This window comes from Gilvimarinus agarilyticus, assembly GCF_000832015.1.
GTDB classification, from domain to species: Bacteria; Pseudomonadota; Gammaproteobacteria; order Pseudomonadales; family Cellvibrionaceae; genus Gilvimarinus; species Gilvimarinus agarilyticus.
In genome coordinates this window covers 3,761,818-3,782,990 of record NZ_JXCJ01000001.1, presented here as the reverse complement: position 1 = coordinate 3,782,990, position 21,173 = coordinate 3,761,818, and the positions used below count along the sequence as shown (strand labels likewise).

Genomic DNA, 21,173 nt, shown 5'->3' with positions numbered 1-21,173 from the left:
GGTTTTTTAATTTTCTATTCCATATAATTATTGTTTGGCCGGTAGGAGTCACAGGCGTCGACAGCTCTATGCGGTTGCGTCGCGAGTAGACTCATCGTGTAGTCAGCCACACGACCGATGTATACGAATGCAGTACTCAGGAGATGGCGATGAGGTTCCGCGTTGGAGGTTATGAGTTATGGGTATTGGCATTGTTTACACTCTCTATTCTTGGCTGTGGCGGTGGGGGAGGCAGTAGTAGCGCTGAAAAGCCGGAGCCGCCTCCTGTTACGACTCCCTCTCCCGAGCCTGAGCCAGTTCCCGAGCCTGAGCCAGTTCCCGAGCCTGAGCCATTTCCCGGGCCTGAGCCAGTTCCCGAGCCTGAGCCAGTTCCCGAGCCTGAGCCAGTTCCCGGGCCTGAGCCAGTTCCCGAGCCTGAGCCAGTTCCCGAGCCTGAGCCAGCTCCCGAGCCTGAACCAGTTCCCGAGCCTGAGCCAGCTCCCGAGCCTGAACCCTCACCGGAACCAGGCTGTACCTCGGTAGATTGTGTTGACGAGCCGAAGGTAGGCCAGAGCGCTTTGTTTGGAGTGAACTGGGTACCTGGGGATGCAATTACAAACCCTCATGATGCGAGTAAGACTTTTGCCCTGCAAGATTATTCATATGCAGGTTTTGCCTATGGCGAGAGTGCGCTTCCTAAAGCTACCGCCGAGTACGTGATTAGCGTCATTAATGACGGCAGTGCCGACGTATCAGGTGATATCCAAAAGGTGCTCGACCAAGCGGTAAGTGTTGGTGGCGGCGTACTTTATTTACCCGAGGGGTTGTATCGCCTGGATAAGCCCTTGGCGATCACAGGCTCGGATATTGTGTTGCGTGGAGCGGGGCCTGGAAAAACCCGCTTGTGGTTTAAAGATGGTGGAGGCACAAGCAATGCCCACCGAGAGAACTTAACCATGACCGGCGGTCAGCCCTTGCAGTATCAGCGTGAAACCAGCTGGCGTATGACAACAGCCGCCGCCATAAACGATACCTCGGTGATGTTAAGTTCGGCGCAAGGGTTATCCGTTGGTGATGACATAGTGATTGCGTGGGAAATCACCGCAGACTTTAAAGCCGAGCACAATAGTGCGGCCTATTGGAGTCACGTGGAGAACGGCGAATTAAAACCATTTTTTCGCCGTACAATCACCTCGATTAGTGATAACCGTATCATGTTTAAAACCCCGGTTCGTTACCCTGTTAAATTACGAGATAACCCCGAGGTACAAAAAGCATTGCACTATGGTGAGCGCAATGGCCTGGAGGCATTATCAATAACCAATGCGGTCGGGGTTGAAAACGCTTGGCGCGGCTTTGACAAATCGACATTAATTGCGCTGCGATTTTGTAAGAACTGCTGGGTGAAGCAGGTAGCAAGTTATGACCAAACGGGAAGTGGTTATGAATTGCGCTCGCACGGTATTGCGGTTGATCAGAGCGTTAATGTCACCATCAGTGATGCCCGCATGGCGAATGCCGAGCACCTGGGCGGCAACGGCAATGGTTATTTATACCAAATATCGGCGAGTAATGAAGTCTTAATTAAAAACTCGGAGGCTATTAACGGACGCCATAACTTTAGCTTTAGTTGGGATTTTGGCGCGTCGGGTAACGTTTTTTTACGGGTTAAAAGCGAGGGGGGGCGCGTCTGTTCGTCCTACGCTAATCAGCTGCGCAATGATTGTACGGAGGGCGGGGCGGACTTCCATCACGCGTTATCAATGGCCAACTTATACGATAGCGCCGTGATTAATGACAGCCTCAGAGTGGGCAACCGACTTACGGCATCGTCCGGTGCCGGCCAGACAGGCACTATGAATGTGTTCTGGAATACCCGTGGGCGTGGCAACCTTTACGCTTATAATCACGGCGCGGGTTACGTTATAGGTACTTCTGACAGTATTAGTGTCAGCACTGATTTGACGCTAAATGATTACCCCGAGCGTCTGTTGGCAATTGGTACAGAAGAGGAAGATTACACCGAGCTGCTCGGCCAGGCAGAGATCTTATCTCCCCAGTCGCTGTACGAAGCTCAGTTGGCACGCCGGCGTTAGGGCGTCATGAAAATGTCATAGCAAAAACAGTACAGGCAATGGCCGTTTAGCCAATTGCGGTCTATTCTCTAAAACGGTGGCATTGTTGCCGATAGGTTAACGATGCCGTTGACGGCTTTAATGAAGCTAACCAAAGGAATTAGATAGAGGGAAAGCATATGGCGTACGTCACAATTGAAGGTGAAACTTACGAGAAAGAGTTACTGGAGCTGGCCAAGCAACACACTACCGGCCGCAACGAGGGTAACTTGTCAAAAGACGAGGTGCTGGATTTAATGAAATCCGCCAAAGATGGCCCCGGCGTTACCGACACAGAGTTAAAAACCCTGCAGTACATTCGCACGCATTTTCCGTTTACCGATGCCGCCGCGACTCTGTTTGATAAAGAAATCGCCAGCTTGTAATTACCTGAGGTAGCAAAACGATGAGCTTATTAAATATGGCCGCTGACATATTCTTAAATCAGCTGGGCGGTAAAGGTGCAGGGCTAGACTTACAGAAAGTTATGGGCGGCTTAAAATCGTTGCTACCCACCGAGGGGGGCGATCTGGATATACCGGCCCTGTTAAGCATGGTGGCCCAGCAAGGTGGCGGTTTGGCCGCTGCTGCGCAGTCTTGGTTGGGCGATGGTGCCAACCAATCGTTAGGCTCGCAAGATGTGAAGCGTTTGCTGGGTGAAGACAAAGTAGCGCAATTTGGCAGCCAGCTTGGTATGGAAACCGACACTGCCGCCGAAGGTTTAGCGGGCATGTTGCCTAAACTACTGGATAAAAGTAGCGAGGGTGGCGACTTGCTTAGCAGCGTAGTCTCGTCCGGCGCGGGCTCTTTATTAAAAGGCTTATTTTAGTTAGGTGTGCCACTGCCGGGCGGGTGTTACCACGGCCCGGCAGTGACGGTTCGAGTTTTAGTCACCGCGCACGTACTTTTGCCCCCAACGCGTTAATACCACCGTGGCGATACCCGCCAGCAGCCAGATAGGCGAGAGCAGCACTGCCAACGCAATGCCATCGACCAAACCCATCAGAGCAATCATCCAGGGTATGACCGCAAACCCATAGCCATTGGCGAGTTTATTTTCGAGCCGCGCCACGACGGTAACCAGTAACGTATAACCACACTGAATCAACCCCAATATAACCACTGCTTGAGTGGCGCTGCCCGATAGTGCGAAGGCCGCGACCATATAAACCCCTAAGCGAGTGCAGGCCATTAAGGCCACGGTGGCCCAGTGCCGCTTGTGCCACACATCGTAGGCAATAATAAGGGCCAGTAAGCCGGCCGCAGCCAGAATACCGCGACTGCTGGGTGCAAACCATAACAGTGCCAGCCCCGCGCTAAACAGCGCCAGTGACAAGGTCAGTACAGTGCGAGCTTTGATGTCGCCGTTAGGGATAGGGCGGAAGGTTTGATGTGCGGCATCCCAGTGGCGGTCGCAGTAATCGTTAAAGCTCATGCCGCCGGCGTAAAAGCACGACAGCGCCAGTAAAATTAAACCGCTGGCCAGCACCGGAAACCCAGTGCCTAGTGCGGTGCTGGTGAGCGCGATACTGGCTACGGCGTTCATCCATACCGTGGGCAGGTTGCTTACGCGGCCAAGTTTAAGGGCAGTGTTAAGCGTCAGCGGCATGCTCGGACTCCGGTGTTGTTTGCGGCTCATCGCTAAAGATATGCTGCAAGATTAAATCGCAAACATCGGTGGCGTGAATTTGATGCTCGGGGATCAAGTTTGCTTGCGTGCTCATCAGTACCGGCGTCGAGTAATCCGTGCCATCGTAAATGCCGTGCGAGCCTTTTACTTGCATTGGGTCGGTAGAGATAACATCCAGCACGTAGCGCATACCCATCTTTTTTTGCGCTAAGCGGCGCGCGACTTTTAGCTTGGGAAATTTTAGCTTTGGATCGAGAAACAACTCACACGGATCAAACCCCGGCTTGCGATGGATCTCTACCTGATGAGCAAAATCGGGCGCGCGGGTGTCATCTTGCCAGTAGTAGTACGTAAACCAGCTGTCCGGCTCAGCTAGCAGTACTAATTCGCCGGCGCGCTCGTGGTCAAGGCCGTACTCGGCGCGTTCGGCGCCCTCTAGCACTTTGGCTACGCCTTCGGTGTTGCCAAACAGCGTTTTAAGCTCGGCAATATCCTCGTGCGCCTGTACATAAATATGGGCGATCTGGTGGTCGCTCATGGCGAAGGCGCGGCTGGTGTGAAAGTCTAGATACTCTCGTCCGAGGTCCACCTTTAGCGATAGTTTACCGGCATCGCGCAAAATTCGGTTGGGGTGCACCGGCCGCGAGACCGGCACAATACCGTATTCGGATAACAGCATCACCCGGCAGCCGCGCTCGCTAAAATAGGTGAGTAACTCGCCCACCAAATCATCAATTTCAGTTAAATCTTGCGCAATATCGCCTTCGGGCCCGACTTTTTGCAAGATGTAATCGAGGTGCGGTAGGTACACCAGTTGCAGGGTCGGTTGATGCTCTGCCTCGATATGCATGGCGGCGTCGGCGATCCAGCGCGATGACTTAATGCTGGTGGCCGGCCCCCAAAAGTTAAACAGCGGAAACTTGCCCAGTTTTTTACTCAGTGTCTCGCGCAGCTCAAGCGGGTAGGTGTAACAGTCGGGTAGCTTGCGGCCATCGGCGCAATACAAAGGCCGGGGCGTTAGGGTGTAGTCGGCATCGGTGGCCATGGCGTACCACCAAAAGGTGTTGCTGCAGGTAAAGCTGTTATCGCGCGCCCGCGCCATATCCCAGATTTTGGGGGCCTGAATCAGCTTGTTGCTCTGGCGCCACAGCCACACCTCATTTTGCTCGCGAAAGTACCAGCCGTTGGCGACAATTCCGTGCTCGCTGGGTTGCTTGCCGGTTAAGTAGGTCGCCTGGGCCGAGCAAGTGACCGCCGGAGTGACGGGTTTAACCGTGGTGCTGCGGGCGGCGAGCTGATTGATGTTGGGGGTGTGCTCCCCAAGCAGTGCCCGGGTAAGTCCGACCACATTAAGAACGACGGTTCTGTGCATATTAGGCCTCGTTTATTCGGTGGTGTTGCGCGCCGCTAGTCTAGTAGCGTTTTAACCCACAAGAGTTCTCGGGCAATGCTCTCGCTCACGGTATCGGTGCGTAACTTTTCGGGGATGGCCGCAAAACTGTAGGTTTCTACCTCGAGCGGTAGCTGGCTATCCAGTTGAGGTAAAAGCTCGCGCAAAAAATCCTGCGTGGTGCCGCACTCGCCCAGGTGCTTAAGAAAAATCGGGATATGAAAGTGCACCCGGCACTCGTCAAAGTGCTGCCCTTGTTGCAAAGCCTGTTTAAAGTCAGTGAGGTCGGTAAAGCGGTGCAATTGATTGGTGTGCTCACTACGGGCCACCGCTTGGTGCAAATAAACGGGCTCGTCAAATTCCAGCAGTTTTTTTATCTCATCGCCGGTGGCTTTAAGGGCGCTCGAGACTTGCACTTTGCCAATGGTAATGCCCGCCTCATTAATTCGTTGTAGGCAATCGCTGGCACTTTCAAACTCTACGGCCTGGTGGCAGCAGTCAAAGCACAGGCCTATGTGGCGGCGTAAATGCTCGGGTAAATTTAGCCTCTTAAAAAACTGGATGGCTTCATCGGTAGTTTCTAGTACGCACATTGGCTCCGGCTCGAGCGCAAGCACCAGCAACACACCGGTTTGTTGATAGAGCTGATAATAGTGCTCGGCCACATCGCGCAGGTGGCCGCAGGCGAGCTCCCACTCATCTTCGGCGTTGGGATCAAACGCTGGTTTAAAGGCAATGGGAACCGTCGAGATCGACAAGCGCTTGGCGTCCGGCTCAAGCTTTACCGCTAAATCACCTAAGCGTTTACTGTAACTCGCCCGTTCAGCGCTGCGCCAATCGGGTAAATACACATTCTCTTTTACCCGGCGATTGTGAAAGGTGCCGTAGGGAAAGCCGTTAATGGTAAGCAGGTAGCAATTGTGCCGCTTACACCAGGCGCGAAACTCGGCGATGGCGTTGTCGTCCGCCTCCAACACCGCCTGCTGGGCAATGCGCAGCCCTAGAGGGAAAGCGCCGGTGGGGTTGACGCGGGCTTTAACTTCCAGGGCGTGGCTGTCCAGGTTGTGCATGACATCCGCCCAATGCTCGCCCGGGTGAATGTTGCTGCAGTAGGTCAGCTCGGCCATGTTTCCTCCAGTAAGTACTGGCGGCAGCGTTCCATTAAACGGTGGTCAATTTCGTCAACCTCCTGGGCGGCGCCTTCGCGAGTGAGCAGGGTGATGCACAGTCTGCCGCCTAAGTGCTCGCGAAAATCTTCCAGCGCTTTGTGGATGTCGAGTGATTCGAGCGCGGTGTGGGTGAGGCTAAAACCGACTCCCTCGAGTGTGGCGCGAATACGGCCGAGCGACTCGAGCGTAATCATGCCTTTAAGGTAGGAGTAGATCGAGTCGAGCGCGATGCCAATGGCGACGGCCTCACCATGGCGCAGCTCACTGGCCGAGATTTCCTCTAACCGGTGCGCGCACCAGTGACCAAAATCCAGTGGCCGGGCGCTGCCTTGTTCAAACGGATCGCCGCTGGTGCGAATGTGGTTTAAGTGCAGCTCGGCGCAGCGGATAATCATGTATTCGGTGGGCTCGGCGCTAAACGCAGCCAGCCCCTGGCGGTTATCGTGCAGCCAGTTAAAAAAGTCACCGTCACGTATTAGCGCTACTTTGATGGCTTCGGCAATGCCCGATACACGATCGCGCGAGGGCAGGCTGGCTAAAAAATCAAAATCGTTAATTACCGCAAACGGGGCGGTAAACGTGCCCAAATAATTTTTGCGGCCGCGATAGTTGATCGCGTTTTTTACCCCGATGCCCGCGTCGTTTTGTGCGAGCACCGTGGTGGGCATACGAATTAACCGGATGCCGCGGTGAGCGGTTGCCGCCGCGTAACCAATGGCATCGATCACCGCACCGCCGCCAATGACTAAGGCAAAGCTGTGGCGGTCAATATTTTGCGTTTGCGTGCGCTGATAAAACTCGTCCACCTCGGTTGGGTCGGATTTGCTAATCTCGCCACCACGGACAATTAAGGGAGGCTCGATCAGCTCCAACGCCTCGCCGTGGGTGTCGGCGTATAGCTGTAAACGGTCGACGATATCAGGGTGAGCCTGCAGTACGTTTTGATCGATAACCGGCAGTACCCGGTGTGGGCCGGGCCCGGCGCGCTCAAGAATGTCCCGCAATAGCGGGCTCTCGGGCGCGAGGGTGTCCCGGTCAAAACACACCGGAAACTGATGGGTCATGGTAAAACTCTGATCAATCTGCAACACGTGGCACGCTCTTATCGTTAATTTTTTACTGGCTCGTCTATGCGCGGTTGTTGCCCGCGTAGCACTGAGTTGTCGCTGTAGGATAGCGACTGGTCGATCACCGCATCTTGCATTAGCTCGTCCACATCGATTTGCCCGGATTGGGCGTAGGCCTCGAGCGCATTGCCCCAGCAGGTAAGCTCGATGGCGACAGGGTCGATGCCGCGTTCTTTCATTAAATGGGCGGTTTTAGGTACCGACAGCGGGTCGCTCACGCCCCAGTCGGCCGAGCTATCGACGATGATGCGCTCGGGGCCGTACTGGCGCACGATCTCGACCATGCGCTCGGAGCCCATTTTGGTGTTGGGGTAAATGGTAAAGGCGGCCCAGGCGCCGGCGTCCAATACGCTTTGCACGGTTTCTTCGTTGTTGTGGTCGATCACTAGCTTGTGCGGTGGTACGCCCATCTCAAGCGCTACATCGATACTGCGAATAATCCCGTTCTTTTTATCGCGGTGGGGCGAGTGCACCATAACCACCATGTCGTGCTCGACGGCAAATTTAAGCTGTGCCTGATAGATAAACTCTTCAGCGGGAGTGATTTCGTCATAGCCGATTTCGCCGATGGCGACCACCCCTTCTTTTAATGCAAAGTTGGGTAAAATCTCCAGAGCCTCACGGGCCAGCCCCTCGTTGTTGGCCTCTTTAGAGTTAATGCCGATGGCGCAGTAGTGGGCTATGCCAAATTGCGAGGCGCGAAAACGCTCCCAACCCACCAGGCTTGAAAAGTAGTCGATAAAGCTGCCCACGTTGGTGCGCGGCTGGCCCATCCAAAAGGCGGGCTCGATAATGGCGCGGATGCCGGCCGCGGCCATATTTTGGTAGTCATCCGTCGTGCGGCTGGCCATATGAATGTGCGGGTCAAAAAATCTCATAGCTCTGTCTCGCTTTTATTTGTGATTAGGCGGGCAAATTGTTGTTGATCAAACTTACCGCCCAGCGCCGCATCTATAGCGTGTGCGACGTCGATGTCTGACTCGGTTTCAGCCAGGCGCTGTACCTCTGTGTGCTGCGCGGCCCGCGCCAGCCCAAGCACAATGGCCGAGCGGGTTAGGGGCGTGGCCTCGGGCCACAACTGCTCGGCCAGAGCGCGGCTGCGCTCGGCGTGGTTGGCGTCCAGGCACAACCATAAATCGTGGGCAATGGCGCGCCCGGCGCTGCGGCGCTCGTCGGCCAGATCGAGCGCAATGCGTGTTAGCTCCGCGCTGCGGCGCTCATCCAGGCCGATAACCCGGTGAAGAGGCAGCTCTAAAAATAGCGCTTTAATCACCAGCTGGTTCCAGCCGGTATCGTCAAAATGCTTTACCGGGTAGGGGTTATCCAGGGCAATGGCGCTGAATACGCTGAGCATGTTTGAGCGGCAGCCCTCGCCGGCGCGCCAGACAAACCGTTCGGCTGCCGGCAATAGAGCAAGCGAGCGGTATAGCGCGCAGGTTTCGCCCTCGTCGGCATAGACGAATAAAGACTCAAAATCCTCTGCAAAGTTCGGCTCAGTGACGTCTTCACGGGTGCAAATCAAGGCTACCCGCAGCAGCTCTAGCAGGTTCCAGCGCTGGGGAGACCACCCGGTTACCGCCTTTTGGCAGGCGGCTAATTCGGTTTTAGTGGGCTCCAGCGGTACGCGCTTGGCGTGGCGGCTGGCCATTGATATAAGCGCTGAAAAGCGCGAGCGCTCGGCACCGGCGGCTACTTCCCGCTGGGCTTTTTGCCAAAAATCGAGGGCGGCGTCGCTCAGGCGTGGCTCGAGCAGCTGCGCCAGTGTTGCTGTTATTTGTTCGTTCATAGAGTTTCGCTATGTTATTAGGGGCGCGTTTAGCGATTATACGGAATCGCCTTGGGCTTATCGAGCTGGCCGCGTGCAGGCGGGCCGTGGTTGCGCCAAGCGGGGCGCGGTCTGTAAAGATTTGTTGCACACGTTTACGCTGTTATTAATGGTAAGCTTACGGCTTACAAGTGGTATTGGAGCAGGTTGAAGCATGATAGGTAAGATAATTGGCGGTGTCTTAGGTTTTGTGGTCGGGGGCCCCTTGTTGGCGTTATTGGGGGTGTTTATCGGCCACATGTTCGACAAAGGCTACCGCAATCAAGCCCGTATGGCGTCCCCGGAGCAGCAGGCGATCATCCGCCAGTGCTTTTTTGAGACAACCTTTACGTTGCTGGGTTATCTCGCTAAGGCCGATGGCCGTGTGAGTGAGAACGAAATCGCTCAAACCGAGCAACTCATGACTCAGATGGGCTTGTCTGCCGACCAGCGCCGGGTAGCCATCAATTTATTCAAAGAGGGCTCTCAGCCCGACTTTAATCCTGAGGCGACTTTCGCACAGTTTCGCACCCGCTGCGGAAACAACCGTAATCTGGTGCAAATGCTGTTGTCGTATCTGGTGAATCTGGCTTTGGCAGATGGCCAGTTTGATGCCAGCGAAGAGCGTGTGTTGCGCGAGGTAGCCGCCGCGTTGGGAATCAGTGGTTTTGCCTTTGAGCAATTGCTGCGCATGATTAAAGCGCAGCACTCGTTCTCGGCCGGAGGCGGGTATCAGTCCGGCGGTGGCGCACAGCCCCGAGGAGGCGACTTAAACAGCGCTTATGAAGCACTTGGTGTTGAGTCCAGCGCTTCAGATGCGGAGGTGAAAAAGGCTTACCGTAAGTTAATGAGCCAGTACCACCCGGATAAACTTGCCGGGCAAGGTTTGCCTGAAGATGCCGTTAAAGCCGCCACTGAACGCTCGCAAGAAATTCAGGCGGCTTACGATTTGGTGAAAAAGTCCCGTCAGTAAGGTTATCAAAAGCGGTGAGCGAATATAGGTTCCGTTCACCGCTCCTCATTCACCGCTCACCGTCAATATGCTCAATCAGTTCGACCAGATCGTCTGCGTGCTCTTCCTCTTGCGCTAACAGGTCCTCCAGGATGCGGCGAGTGGTCGGGTCTTTTTCGCCCACAAAGCCAATCATCTCGCGATAGCTGCTAATGGCAATACGCTCGGCCACCAAATCCTCTTGTAGCATTTCAAGCGTATCGCCACCTGTGTGGTAATCGCTGTGCGAGCGCTTGGTTAGCTCGTCTGGGTTCATCTCGGGTGTGCCACCGAGTTGCGCAATACGTTCGGCCAATTGGTCGGCGTGTTGTTGCTCCTCTTGCGCGTGCTCCCAAAACTCGGCCGATGCGACTTTAGCGCCGCGTCCGTGCGCGGTGTAGTAATGTGCTTTGTAGCGTAATACGCAAATCAGTTCGGTGGCGAGCGCCTCGTTAAGCAGCTCGATAATCTGATCTTTGTCTTGAGTAAAGTCCTCGGTAACGGCACCGTTCATCATGTGCTTGCGCGCCTGAGCGCGGCGGTTGTCCAGGTCTTTGATAAAGGCTGTGTTTGTCATTTGTGTACCTCTTGGTGGATCACGGTTAACGGGTTAGCGCGCTAGTTCTGTTACGGCGCAACACTAAGCTTATTGTGTACTTTGTCTATGTCCGGGTGTTTTGTAACAAGGGCTTCAGCGAGTTTTAGCTGAGCTTCGCTCGCCACTGAGCCGGTCAGCGTCACCTCGTTGTGGTAGGTGTCGACATCAATGCCAATGCCGTTGATGTTAGACGAGGCCAGTAGCTCCGTTTTGATGGCGGCGGTCGTCGACATATCCGACAGGTATTCAGCAAAATTTCGGCCCGATTCTTCGTCGCTGTCGTGGGTGAGGCTCTGGTCAACGGTTAGTTGGTTATCGACCTTTTCAATTCCCTCAACACCCATGGCCACATTAGTGGCCAGCTCTTTGTCGATCTCGTTGGCCACGGCGCCGGTCAGCGTTGCTGTTGAGGCGGATACGTTAGCCTGTAGCTCAAACGTATTTAAATGCTCGTTAAGCGACAGGGCGGCATCTAGGCGTCCTTCAATCCAGCCGTCGCGAAACGCCTCCTGACTGCTCTCCCAGCTCTGCCCGCTGTCTTGGCTGAACTCCGCCCAGTAGTCTTTGGCAGAGGGTTTGTCTGCGTAAGCACTTTTGCTGTTTGCACCGATCGCGGTCGAGACTGAGAAAGCGGTGACAAGCGCAACGGAGGTAACAGGTGCGATCATGTGTTGCAGTGAATGTCTTTCCGGGGTGTTCATCGTGTAGTACTCCGCAAATAAAGTGACAACTTGTAAGGTTCAAAAACTCAATGTTGTGTCCGCTTATGCGTAAATCGTGCCAGCGGCCTAACACCAGAATATTGGAGACGGCGAAGCTCCCGCTCATCGGCAGAGCTGCCTTGATAGGGCGGGTGTCGGAGCTTTCTTACTCTGGTTATGCGCGAGTTGGCCTTGCTTGCCGAGAGGTGATTGCAAAGGCTTAATTTTCAAATTTGTGAAAAATGTACAGACCCTTCCGCCCCTGAGTTACGGTTATTGCGCATAAAGGCCTTTGTTACGGTGCATCAGCTTATTAACGAGCTGGTATAGTTTTCGCAGTATCTGACGCCTTTGCGTGTAAGCCTAATCGGGCAGGCATGCGCTTGTTACTACCACTAGGGCACTAGCAGAGGCTAAAAATATGTCGACAACCCCTAAATCTAACCTTGCGGTAGCAGCCGCTAGTGACCACCTAATAAGCCGGGGCGCTTTGCTGGCACTAAAGCTGTTGGCCATCCTGGCGGTGCTATATACCTTATATTTTTCGCAGACTTTGCTAGTGCCCGTTTGTGTTGCTGCTTTCATTGCGCTGTTTTCAAGCCCTTTGGTGCGAGCGTTAGGGGTGATCTATATTCCTAAGCCCGCCGCGGCATTAATGGTTATTGGCGCGCTGCTGGGAGGGATCAGCTATCTATTTGGTTTGTTGGTTGAGCCCGCCACACGTTGGCTAAAGGTTATTCCGACCTTGAGCGATAAGCTGGCGAACGAAATGGGAGAGATGTCGAAGTCATTTACGGCAATCAAAGAAAGCGTAATGTCAGGTTCGGCCACGGGCGACAGCGGCGACTCTATAGAGAAGGCTATGGATTCGACCTTGCATTCGGCCGTGTCGGTACTGGCGGAGACCACCGCGCTGTTTGCTATACAGGTTGGGGCGGTCGTGGTTATTACCTATTTTTTTCTGGTGTTTGGCGAGGAGTTGATGCGCCACGTGGTCAAGGCGCGCAGTACGTTTAGTGCAAAAAAATCGACCGTCGTGGTTTTTCAGGCGATTCAGAATGATATCTCCCGCTATGTGCTCGTGATCTCCTTGATCAATGTCGGCCTGGGCTTGGCGACGGCGGGAGCAATGAAGCTATTAGGAGTTGAAGACGCTCTATTGTGGGGGGCGCTGGCGACCTTACTGAATTTTGCACCTTATGTAGGGCCGATGTTGTTGGCGGTTATCCTGACGGGGGTCGGGTTTATGGAGTTCTCCTCCTGGGAGGCTGTGGTTATGGTTCCCGGGGCGTTCTTAATTCTTAACTTTATCGAATGTCAGTTTATTACCCCGACCCTATTGGGCCAGCGATTCAATATGAATCCGCTGCTGGTTGTGCTCTGGATGTTTGTCTGGGGGTGGCTGTGGGGCGCCGTGGGGATGTTGATCGCCATTCCTCTGCTGGTTTGCGGTCGCATACTGGCCACTCACCTTGATCTAATGGGTCGCTGGGTCGGTGTGCTCGATGGCGGGTATGAGACGGACGCCGATGAGCCGCCAGCGTCTGGTGCAGCAAGTTCTAACACGCAGCGGTGATAAACCTTTCGCACACTTCGGCGTACTTAGTGCGAAAGGCATGTGTAAAACCTGCGCTTTTACGTGCAGATGTTTCAAGCAAAGCGACCAAAATACTAACCAAAACCACAATGATTTTTACATGGATTCGTCGCAGCCCAGTGATAGCAAGGTTTTGCAAAGTTGGCACGCTGCTTGAGTTATAAATACCGTAAGTCGCCAAAAGCGCAAACGCGATGATGGCGGCATAAACGGCAAAGGAGAATAGCTATGTTAGGTTACGCAATTTTATTTTTTATTATCGCATTAGTGGCCGCTGTATTAGGTTTTGGTGGGCTCGCAGGCACGCTATCAGGTATTGCACAAATCCTGTTTGTTATATTTTTAGTGTTGTTTGTATTGTCGCTTATTTTCGGGCGTCGCCGACCATAACGGTCGACTAGCCGTTAGCAAGCAAATGTGATTGAAGGTATTTGACAGCTGCGGCCCTCTGCACAATAGTTAGCGAGGCGCCGCGTCAACATCAACTTGGAAGATCAAGGATTAGAGGAATTTACCATGGCTACACAAAGCAGTAAGTCTGATAAAACCCGTAACTCAACCAATGCAGAAGGAGTTTCCATGTCTGAAGCAATGGATCAAGTTAAGCAAGCAACCTCAAGTGTGTACGACGCCGTGGGCTCTATCGGCTCGGCAGGAGCGGCAGAGGCGCGCTTAAAAGTGGAGGAAGGCAAGGTTCGTGCGCGTGAGTACGGCGACCAGGCTGAAAACTTCGTACGCGAACGTCCGTTAGTCACCGTGGGTGTTGCCTTTGCGGCCGGTTGGTTGGTGTCCCGCTTGATGAAATCATCTAAGTAGCGCGGGCGACAATGACCGAGCAGAGAAAAGATGAGAGCGGGGCCAGTAAGCCCCGCTCAGTCGATTCTGAGGAGCGCGCAGCGGATGCTGCCGAAACGCGGTCACCTGAAGAGAGTGCCGCTAGCCGTCTGGCAGACGAGTTTCATCAGGCCGTCGCTATTGGCGACAGCATTATGGGCTGCCTTAAAAGTTACTCTGAGCTACTGGGGTTAGAGGTAAGTCTGGCATTAAAGAGTATTCCGGCGCTAATTGGCAGCTGGTTGCTACTATTACCGGCGATTTTGTTAACCTGGTTGAGCCTTTCTGTCCTCGTTGCGTGGGTTGCGTATAGTGTCAGCGATATCCCCGTCGTTGGTTTTTTGGTGCTGTTTGTTATGCAGGTAATGTTGTTGGCGCTCATGTGGTTTGGCGTTAAGCGTTACCGCCGGCGTTTAACGTTGCCAGAGTCGCGGCAACAGCTAAAAACGATTATTCAGGGAGTTCGCAATGAGTTTAGCGAAACGAGTACAACAAAAGAGCCTGGAGCTGAGCCGCCGCAGGGCAGCGGTCGGTGATTTACTGGTACAAGAGTACGGTGAAGTAGATCGACGCTCCTTGTTTTGGGGCGCCGTGGCCAGCGCTGTAGTGGCGGGTTTTTTAGTCGAGCGCATCGCTCCAACGCACAATGTCCCACGCAAGTTATTGCGGTACAGTGGCCTGACATTGAGCCCTTGGCGCTTATTGATGTAAACCCGCCAGATAATAAGGTTTCCGATGTAGGACGATGGTAAGGGTGAGGCTATTGATACCGGAATAAGTCATTTCATCTGTCTATCACGGCCTGTGTGCGGATTCTAGTTTTTATCCTTGAGTGATCCAAATGAAAGATACCGCCGTAAAAGGCGCAGGCCCGCTTCGGTTAATCTCTTCCCCCTGCCAGTCTGTTAACGAATGACTTTTAGCCCTTGCTCGGATTATAGCGACGGAGAGTAGGGGGCGGCTTAACATAAGGTGTTTATGGCCGCCGCCAAGCCTACAGGTGGGGCTTTTAAGCTCGCGGTTGCTCGCCACGGTGTTTTTGCCAAAAGACACGCAGGCGTTGCGTCAGGCTGGACGAACTCTCCGACTGCCTTTGGGGTTGGTTGTTCTGGCGGTTATGGCGCGATAGGTTGTCTGCCTCTAAGGAGTCCGCACTGCCGAGTCCTGCCAGGTAGATTAACGTATTGCCGCTCGCGGGGCTGTTGGTTGAATTGTTCATACTATGCCTCTATTAAATATAGGCGGCGGGCTAACCGCCGACGTTGGTTTCTTAATGCCTTAGCAAGCCCTATGCCACGGCAACGTGGGGCCGATAGGGGCTCTGTGCTACGGAGATTGGGGCACACAAGGCAGAACTAACAAATACTGCCGGTTGGTAGGCGAAACCACTGCGCATATTTTGCAAAAAGGTGTAGCATTGTCGTCCGAAACCATATCAAGATAATGTTGGATTAACGGAGTCGAGGAACAGTCTGTGGCGCAAATATTACTGGTTGATGATGATTTAGGATTTTTAGACGCGACTACCGAGCTGCTGGAGCTGTTGCAGCACAAAGTCGTAGCGGCAAGCACGGTCGCCGACGCCCAGGCCAAAGCCGCCGGAAGATCCTTCGATCATGTCATCCTGGACCTGATTATGCCCGATGGCAGTGGTCTGCATGTTCTCGATTCGATAAAAAACCGCGATCAGACACAGGTTACCTTGGTTACCGGCCACCCGTCGGTAAAATCCATTGTTAAAGACTTGTACGGGCCGAATATCTCTTATCTTATTAAGCCGATCGACCTGGCTCAATTGCAGTCGTTGTTTGAAGATGACGACGATGTGGGAGAAGTGGATACCGCTCTGCACTTTGGTCACCTGGTGGGGGAGTCGGCGCCTATGCAAAAACTCTATCAAATGATCGAGCGGGTCTCGCAAACCAAGGCTAATGTATTGCTGATGGGGGAGAGTGGCGTCGGTAAAGAGGTTGTGGCGTCGGCGATTCATACGGCAACCAAGCCTAAAGGTGGTTTTGTACCGGCCAACTGCGGCGCCTTTGCCCGGGATTTGATTAGCAGTGAGTTGTTTGGCCACGAGAAAGGGGCGTTTACCGGGGCAACCCACCGTAAAGCGGGCGTCTTTGAGCTGGCTCACGAGGGTACGCTGTTTTTGGATGAAATTACCGAGATGCCCATCGACCAGCAGCCCAATCTATTGCGCGTGCTGGAGACCCACAAAATAACCCGGTTAGGGGCTACCAGTGCGGTGGATATCGACTGTCGGGTAGTCTCGGCAACCAACCGAACCGAGGTTGAGATAGCCGAACAAGGCTGTTTGCGTGAAGACTTATACTTTCGGTTGGCGGTGTTTCCGATACACATCCCACCGCTGCGTCAGCGAACCGACGATATCCCATTGCTTATCGAGTATTTCTTACAGGCGTTTAATCGTCAGTATAAGGCAAGCATTAAACTTGACCCCAAAGATCTGGCGCGACTACAGGCTTACGATTGGCCGGGTAATGTGCGTGAGCTGCGTCATGCGATTCACCGTGCTTTTATTATGGCCGACCCTGAGACTCAGTTATTAGTGCTGCCCGATGATTTGTCGTCGCCATTTTCTAAGGTGGGCGACAATAAAGGCGTTGGAATAACCGTGGGTAAAACCGTCGAAGACGTTGAGCGCGAGTTGATTGAATCGACACTGGAGCACTTAGATGGCGACAAGAAAAAGGCCGCCGAGATGCTGGGTGTAAGTTTAAAAACCCTGTACAACCGACTCAACAGTTACTCTGAGCAGTGAGCCTGGGTTATTAGTTTACCAGTCGTTTAAATGATTGAAATCCGTCGTATCTATTAGTTTAAGGTTATGTATGAGTAGTGACACACAACGCTTGCTCCATGATGTGCGAAATCCACTCAATAATATATCGGTAAACGCCGAGTTGGGTAAGTTAACCCTAGAGCGTACCGGCGATGTCGATAAGGCCAGCGCCATTTTTGAGCGAATTCTGCAAGAGTGTCGTCGATGTGACACCGTGCTTACTGAGCTACGCGACCACATGTCTACCGGGCAGGAAGCTGCCTCGGAGAACCGAGGGGATAACCATTGATTAACCTATTCAGTAAAGGTACCAAACTGCCCGGTCGCCCCTGGTTGTTGGTGCTGCTGGTATTGGTTGTGTTCTTTATTATTAACATGGCTACGGCGTACCGCTCGATTGGCGTAATGCACGAGAATAACCAAAGCATCACCAACACTCTGGAGGTGCTGGCGCTTATTAAAGAGTTAAAAACCGAACTGGTTAACGCCGAGAGCGGCCAGCGCGGCTATTTGTTAACGAATGATGCCCAATACCTTGAGCCTTACCACAATGCACTGGCCCAGATCGATGAATTGTTGGCCTCATTGTCAGGTGCAACTACCGAGCTGCCAGTGCAGCTAACCCGTTTTAAAAGTGTTTTTGAGTTAACCAACCAAAAAATCGATGAGATGCAGGAGACGGTATCGTTGGTGCACGCTGGTGAGCGCCAGCAGGCGATGAACCGGGTTCGTTCGGATTATGGCGTGAGCTTAATGCGCCAGCTCGGTGAGCTGACCGATGACATGGAAGCGGACGAAATGATGCTGCTGTATAAAAACCGTCACGTCGCGCGCGAAGACCGTCAATTTATTCTGCAGTCGCTATTTGCTACTAACGTAATAGGTTTGGTACTGTCACTGGTCATTTTCTTGGCCGTTTATCGCAGTTCGCGTCGGTTAATCGTCTTGTACGCACAGATCGAACAAGCAAACGCAGAGCTGGAGGACAAAGTCGAGGAGCGCACGCTGGCGTTGCAGCAGTACTCTGATGAGTTGCAGCGCAGTAACCGCGAGTTGGAGGAGTTTGCCTTTGTCGCCTCCCATGATTTGCAAGAGCCGCTGCGTAAAATACGTGCGTTTGGTGATCGCTTGCTAAAGAAGTACAGTGCCGAGCTGGGTGATAGCGGTGCCGATTATATCCGTCGAATGCATGCCGCCTCCGAGCGCATGTCGCACCTCATCGATGATTTGCTGAGTTTCTCCCGGGTGACAACCCAGCAAAAACCGTTTGAGGCCGTAGCGTTAAACTCAGTAATGAAGGGTGTGCTGGAAGACCTTGAATACGCTATCGATGATACCGGCGCGAGTGTCGAGTTTACCGATCTGCCGGAAATTGATGCCGATCAATCGCAAATCGGTCAGGTATTTATGAACCTGATAGGCAACAGCCTTAAATTTCGTCGCGAAGGCGTGCCCCCAGTGATTCGTGTTTACAGTGAGGACGTTGCCAGCGAGGATGCCCTCGATGAAGAGGGCGCGGAGCCGCGCGAGTGGCTGCGTTTAGTTTTTAGTGACAACGGCATTGGCTTTGATACCCAGTACAACGATCGGGTATTTAACCTGTTCCAGCGCTTACATGGCCGCGATGAATACGCCGGCACCGGTATTGGTTTGGCGCTGTGCCGCAAAATTGTCGAGCGCCACGGTGGCACGATCGTCGCCGAGAGCGAGGTTGGTGTCGGTACGAAATTTATTATTACATTGCCCAAAACTCAATTTGAGTTGGCAACTTTAGAGGAATAACCTTCCATGAATGTAGAAAAGAAGCCTTTGATTATTTTGATGGCGGACGATGATGCGGACGATCGTTTGCTCGCCGAAGAGGCGTTAGTGGAGAGCCGGGTACTGAACGAACTGCACTTTGCCGAAGACGGCGTTGAGCTGATCGAGTACCTAAAGGGTGAAGGGCAGTACGCCGATCGCAGCAAATACCCGCTGCCCGGGCTTATTTTGCTTGATTTAAATATGCCCAAAAAAGACGGTCGTGAAGCGTTGGCTGAGCTTAAAGCCGACCCTGCGTTACGCCGTATCCCAGTGGTTATTTTAACCACCTCGAAGGCCGAAGAGGACATGATTAAAGGCTATGATTTGGGCGCCGCTTCTTATATCTCTAAGCCAGTTACCTTTGAGGCTTTGGTCGATTTAATGCGGACCTTAGGTAAATACTGGGTAGAGTTTGTCGAGCTGCCTTAAGTTGTTATGCAAAACGTAAAGCTACTCATCGTCGATGACGACGAAGACGATTTTTTACTCGCACGAGACCTGCTGGATGAGATAACCCGCGGCCCCTACCAACTCGATTGGGCCGCAAGTTACGAGGATGGGCGGGCGCAGCTGAGTAAAAATGAACACGACCTGTGTCTTATGGATTACAAACTCGGTGCCCGTGATGGTATCGAGTTGTTGGCTGAGGCGCAGTCGCTGGGGTTTACCGGGCCGATCATCCTGCTGACCGGGATGCATCAGGGCGAGGTCGATATGCAGGCGCTGCAGGCCGGTGCTGTGGATTATCTGGTTAAAGCCAGTCTTACCGCTGAGCAGCTGGCTCGCGCTATTCGCTACGCCTTGGCTCGGCGCGAGATGGAACGCGAGCGAGTGGAGCGTTTGAAAGCCGAGTCGGAAAACCGCTCGAAAAGTGAATTTCTCGCCCATCTTAGCCACGAATTGCGCACACCATTATCCGCCATTTTGGGTTTTACTGAATTATTGCTTAGCAACAGTCAAGACGCTGAGTCCTCAGGGCATTTACGGGTTGTGCACCGCAACGGCAAACACCTACTAGGTTTGTTAAACGATATTTTAGATTTGTCCAAAATCGAAGCGGGTAAGCTCGAGCTAGAGCCTCAGCAGGTGTATTTGTCATCATTTTTAACGGATATCTACTTTTTGATGCGCGGCGCGGCCGTGGATAAAAATCTAGAGTTGTTGATGGAAACCCCTACACCGCTGCCCACTCAAATTATTACCGACCCTACACGCCTGCGTCAGGTGTTGCTAAATTTAATTGGCAACGCCATTAAATTCACCGATGCCGGTAGCATTAGGATACGGGTGGAAATGAGCGGTGAGCCAGATGCAGCTCAATTGCATTTTTGGGTGATCGACTCTGGTGTAGGCATTACGCTGAAGTCGCAAGCCGAAATATTCCAACCGTTTGTTCAGGCAAAAGACTCCTATACCCAGTCGCAAGCGGGCACCGGTTTGGGGCTGGCTATCAGTCGGCAACTGGTTGAACGCCTGGGTGGCGCTATTGATGTGAGCAGCACACCGGGCGAGGGTAGTACCTTCAGCTTTTATATTGATGCCGGCGCTGTGCCGGTAGAGGGGCGCGAGATGTTCTCGCTGGAGGTTGACGCCGAGCGGGGCCCCTTGAGCGAGGTCCCGCAACTTAAAGGTCGGGTATTGGTGGTTGATGACTTGCGGGATATTCGCATGTTGATTGGTCATTTTGTCAAAATGACCGGAGCTGAGGTTAGCTATGCGCAAAACGGCGCCGAGGCTCTCGATCGCATCAGTGCGCAAAAGCAGCAAGACAAGCCCTACGACCTGGTTTTGATGGATATCCATATGCCGGTCATGGGGGGGCACGAGGCGGCACAAAGCTTGCGGCAAGTCGATCACACTACGCCCTTGGTAGCCCTGACGGCCGCCCATATGAAAGGCGATATGGATGCGTGCCTAGCCTCGGGGTTTAACGCCTATTTGAGTAAGCCTGTGGATCAGGGCCAGTTACATACGTTGCTGCTGCGCTATTTGGAGGTTTCAGCTGCGCTCAATACTGAGCCCCTAAGTGGGCGAGAGAATAACGGTGAACCGCCGGTGATTATGCTGGTGGAAGATAACGCCGATGCGTTGTTGGCTACCACTGGCTTGCTCGAGCTGCTCGAGTGGCGCGTCGTCGGCGCCAAAGACGGTGCCGAAGCGCTATCTTTGTTGCTCGAAGAAACGCCTGAGGTGATTTTGCTGGACGCCAATTTACCGGACATGGATGGTTACCAGCTAGCCCAGCGCTGTCGTATGCTGCACCCCGGTGCCCGGTTGGTACTCGCCAGTGGTGACCCCCTTGATGAGGTACGCGCGAAACAGTGTGGCATTGAGTCTGGCTTGCTAAAACCGCTGTCGCTGGCAGATTTGGAGAACGCGCTGCAGGCGTGAGCATAGAAATTTCTGGCTATTGCCGGGGTTTATGCTAAAACCAATATGGCGCCGGAATAATTAAGTGATATTTGTAATTTGCTTGAGTTGGCGTGTAAAAGTTGCAAGAAAACCTCAAGATATACCTCGTTACGCCGTTGTAGCACGCGTATTATGGCCGTTGTTTAAGTTGGCATGGTTCGCGCATAGGTAGGAGTACGCAACGTTCAAGTAGGCTTGATGTTACAAGAGTAGGCCTA

General features: G+C 53.3%; 22 protein-coding genes. 13 read left to right on the top strand and 9 right to left on the bottom strand.

The genetic code is table 11. From position 1 onward, the window contains the following. The first annotated feature begins 149 nt into the window (after positions 1 to 149). The 3 genes from SD69_RS16310 (at position 150) to SD69_RS16300 (ending at position 2,922) form a co-directional block, all read left to right on the top strand. Positions 150 to 2,075: a pectate lyase family protein gene (locus SD69_RS16310; protein ID WP_084591626.1), complete on the top strand. Its 1,926-nt coding sequence runs from the start codon at positions 150 to 152 to the stop codon at positions 2,073 to 2,075. A gap of 158 nt (positions 2,076 to 2,233) precedes the next feature. After that, on the top strand, positions 2,234 to 2,479 hold the full coding sequence (locus SD69_RS16305; RefSeq protein ID WP_041524053.1) for a hypothetical protein: 246 nt from the start codon (positions 2,234 to 2,236) through the stop codon (positions 2,477 to 2,479). A 20-nt stretch (positions 2,480 to 2,499) separates the two neighbouring features. Beyond that, complete coding sequence (locus SD69_RS16300) at positions 2,500 to 2,922, top strand: YidB family protein (RefSeq protein WP_041524052.1); 423 nt, start codon at positions 2,500 to 2,502, stop codon at positions 2,920 to 2,922. Positions 2,923 to 2,979: 57 nt separating this feature from the next. Here the strand turns inward: SD69_RS16300 and SD69_RS16295 are convergent, their stop codons facing one another. Genes SD69_RS16295 through SD69_RS18255 form a run of 6 tightly spaced genes read right to left on the bottom strand, consistent with a single transcriptional unit; the run spans position 2,980 to position 9,195 of the window. Next, positions 2,980 to 3,702 (bottom strand): UbiA family prenyltransferase, encoded by a 723-nt coding sequence (locus tag SD69_RS16295; RefSeq protein ID WP_052481284.1) that lies wholly within the window; start codon positions 3,700 to 3,702, stop codon positions 2,980 to 2,982. Next, positions 3,686 to 5,095 (bottom strand): alkaline phosphatase family protein, encoded by a 1,410-nt coding sequence (locus SD69_RS16290; RefSeq protein ID WP_052481283.1) that lies wholly within the window; start codon positions 5,093 to 5,095, stop codon positions 3,686 to 3,688. The genes SD69_RS16295 and SD69_RS16290 overlap by 17 nt, the downstream gene beginning before the upstream one ends. Before the next feature lie 35 nt (positions 5,096 to 5,130). After that, on the bottom strand, positions 5,131 to 6,240 hold the full coding sequence (eboE, locus tag SD69_RS16285) for a metabolite traffic protein EboE (RefSeq protein WP_041524051.1): 1,110 nt from the start codon (positions 6,238 to 6,240) through the stop codon (positions 5,131 to 5,133). Further along, positions 6,228 to 7,373 (bottom strand): 3-dehydroquinate synthase, encoded by a 1,146-nt coding sequence (locus SD69_RS16280; protein ID WP_084591624.1) that lies wholly within the window; start codon positions 7,371 to 7,373, stop codon positions 6,228 to 6,230. Before SD69_RS16280 ends, eboE begins: the two co-directional genes overlap by 13 nt. Before the next feature lie 17 nt (positions 7,374 to 7,390). Further along, on the bottom strand, positions 7,391 to 8,287 hold the full coding sequence (locus SD69_RS16275) for a TatD family hydrolase (protein WP_041524049.1): 897 nt from the start codon (positions 8,285 to 8,287) through the stop codon (positions 7,391 to 7,393). Beyond that, a complete protein-coding gene (locus SD69_RS18255) occupies positions 8,284 to 9,195 on the bottom strand; it encodes an EboA domain-containing protein (RefSeq protein ID WP_052481282.1) in 912 nt (303 codons plus the stop codon). Before SD69_RS18255 ends, SD69_RS16275 begins: the two co-directional genes overlap by 4 nt. A 193-nt stretch (positions 9,196 to 9,388) precedes the next feature. Between SD69_RS18255 and djlA the strand changes: the two genes are divergently transcribed. Continuing rightward, positions 9,389 to 10,186: a co-chaperone DjlA gene (djlA, locus tag SD69_RS16265; RefSeq protein WP_041524048.1), complete on the top strand. Its 798-nt coding sequence runs from the start codon at positions 9,389 to 9,391 to the stop codon at positions 10,184 to 10,186. Between the two features lie 49 nt (positions 10,187 to 10,235). On the opposite strand, the gene SD69_RS16260 is transcribed toward djlA, so the two are convergent. Then, a complete protein-coding gene (locus SD69_RS16260) occupies positions 10,236 to 10,781 on the bottom strand; it encodes a ferritin-like domain-containing protein (protein ID WP_041524047.1) in 546 nt (181 codons plus the stop codon). A 50-nt stretch (positions 10,782 to 10,831) separates the two neighbouring features. After that, a complete protein-coding gene (locus SD69_RS16255) occupies positions 10,832 to 11,503 on the bottom strand; it encodes a BON domain-containing protein (RefSeq protein WP_041524046.1) in 672 nt (223 codons plus the stop codon). Between the two features lie 421 nt (positions 11,504 to 11,924). On the opposite strand from SD69_RS16255, the gene SD69_RS16250 reads away from it, so the two are divergent. From SD69_RS16250 to SD69_RS16235, 4 genes are all read left to right on the top strand, one after another. Further along, positions 11,925 to 13,079, top strand: a complete 1,155-nt coding sequence (locus tag SD69_RS16250; RefSeq protein ID WP_084591623.1) for an AI-2E family transporter — start codon at positions 11,925 to 11,927, stop codon at positions 13,077 to 13,079. Between the two features lie 249 nt (positions 13,080 to 13,328). Next, the gene (locus SD69_RS18605; protein ID WP_041524045.1) at positions 13,329 to 13,490 is read left to right on the top strand and encodes a DUF1328 domain-containing protein; all 162 of its coding nucleotides are present in this window, start codon (positions 13,329 to 13,331) and stop codon (positions 13,488 to 13,490) included. Positions 13,491 to 13,616: 126 nt separating this feature from the next. Next, entirely contained in the window at positions 13,617 to 13,916 is a 300-nt protein-coding gene (locus SD69_RS16240; RefSeq protein WP_041524044.1) for a hypothetical protein, read from the top strand. 11 nt (positions 13,917 to 13,927) lie between these two features. Continuing rightward, positions 13,928 to 14,470 (top strand): hypothetical protein, encoded by a 543-nt coding sequence (locus SD69_RS16235; RefSeq protein WP_041524043.1) that lies wholly within the window; start codon positions 13,928 to 13,930, stop codon positions 14,468 to 14,470. A gap of 473 nt (positions 14,471 to 14,943) precedes the next feature. On the opposite strand, the gene SD69_RS18840 is transcribed toward SD69_RS16235, so the two are convergent. Beyond that, the gene (locus SD69_RS18840; protein WP_157471727.1) at positions 14,944 to 15,153 is read right to left on the bottom strand and encodes a hypothetical protein; all 210 of its coding nucleotides are present in this window, start codon (positions 15,151 to 15,153) and stop codon (positions 14,944 to 14,946) included. 255 nt (positions 15,154 to 15,408) lie between these two features. Between SD69_RS18840 and SD69_RS16230 the strand changes: the two genes are divergently transcribed. The 5 genes from SD69_RS16230 to SD69_RS16210 all read left to right on the top strand — a co-directional run bounded on the left by SD69_RS16230 (position 15,409) and on the right by SD69_RS16210 (position 20,934). Further along, entirely contained in the window at positions 15,409 to 16,719 is a 1,311-nt protein-coding gene (locus tag SD69_RS16230; RefSeq protein ID WP_041524042.1) for a sigma-54-dependent transcriptional regulator, read from the top strand. A gap of 70 nt (positions 16,720 to 16,789) precedes the next feature. Continuing rightward, entirely contained in the window at positions 16,790 to 17,029 is a 240-nt protein-coding gene (locus SD69_RS16225; RefSeq protein ID WP_041524041.1) for a histidine kinase dimerization/phospho-acceptor domain-containing protein, read from the top strand. Next, positions 17,026 to 18,522, top strand: coding sequence for a sensor histidine kinase (locus SD69_RS16220; RefSeq protein WP_052481281.1), 1,497 nt, complete (start codon positions 17,026 to 17,028; stop codon positions 18,520 to 18,522). Before SD69_RS16225 ends, SD69_RS16220 begins: the two co-directional genes overlap by 4 nt. 6 nt (positions 18,523 to 18,528) lie before the next feature. After that, the gene (locus tag SD69_RS16215) at positions 18,529 to 18,972 is read left to right on the top strand and encodes a response regulator (RefSeq protein WP_041524040.1); all 444 of its coding nucleotides are present in this window, start codon (positions 18,529 to 18,531) and stop codon (positions 18,970 to 18,972) included. A gap of 6 nt (positions 18,973 to 18,978) precedes the next feature. After that, positions 18,979 to 20,934, top strand: a complete 1,956-nt coding sequence (locus tag SD69_RS16210) for a response regulator (protein WP_041524039.1) — start codon at positions 18,979 to 18,981, stop codon at positions 20,932 to 20,934. Positions 20,935 to 21,173 lie beyond the last annotated feature (239 nt).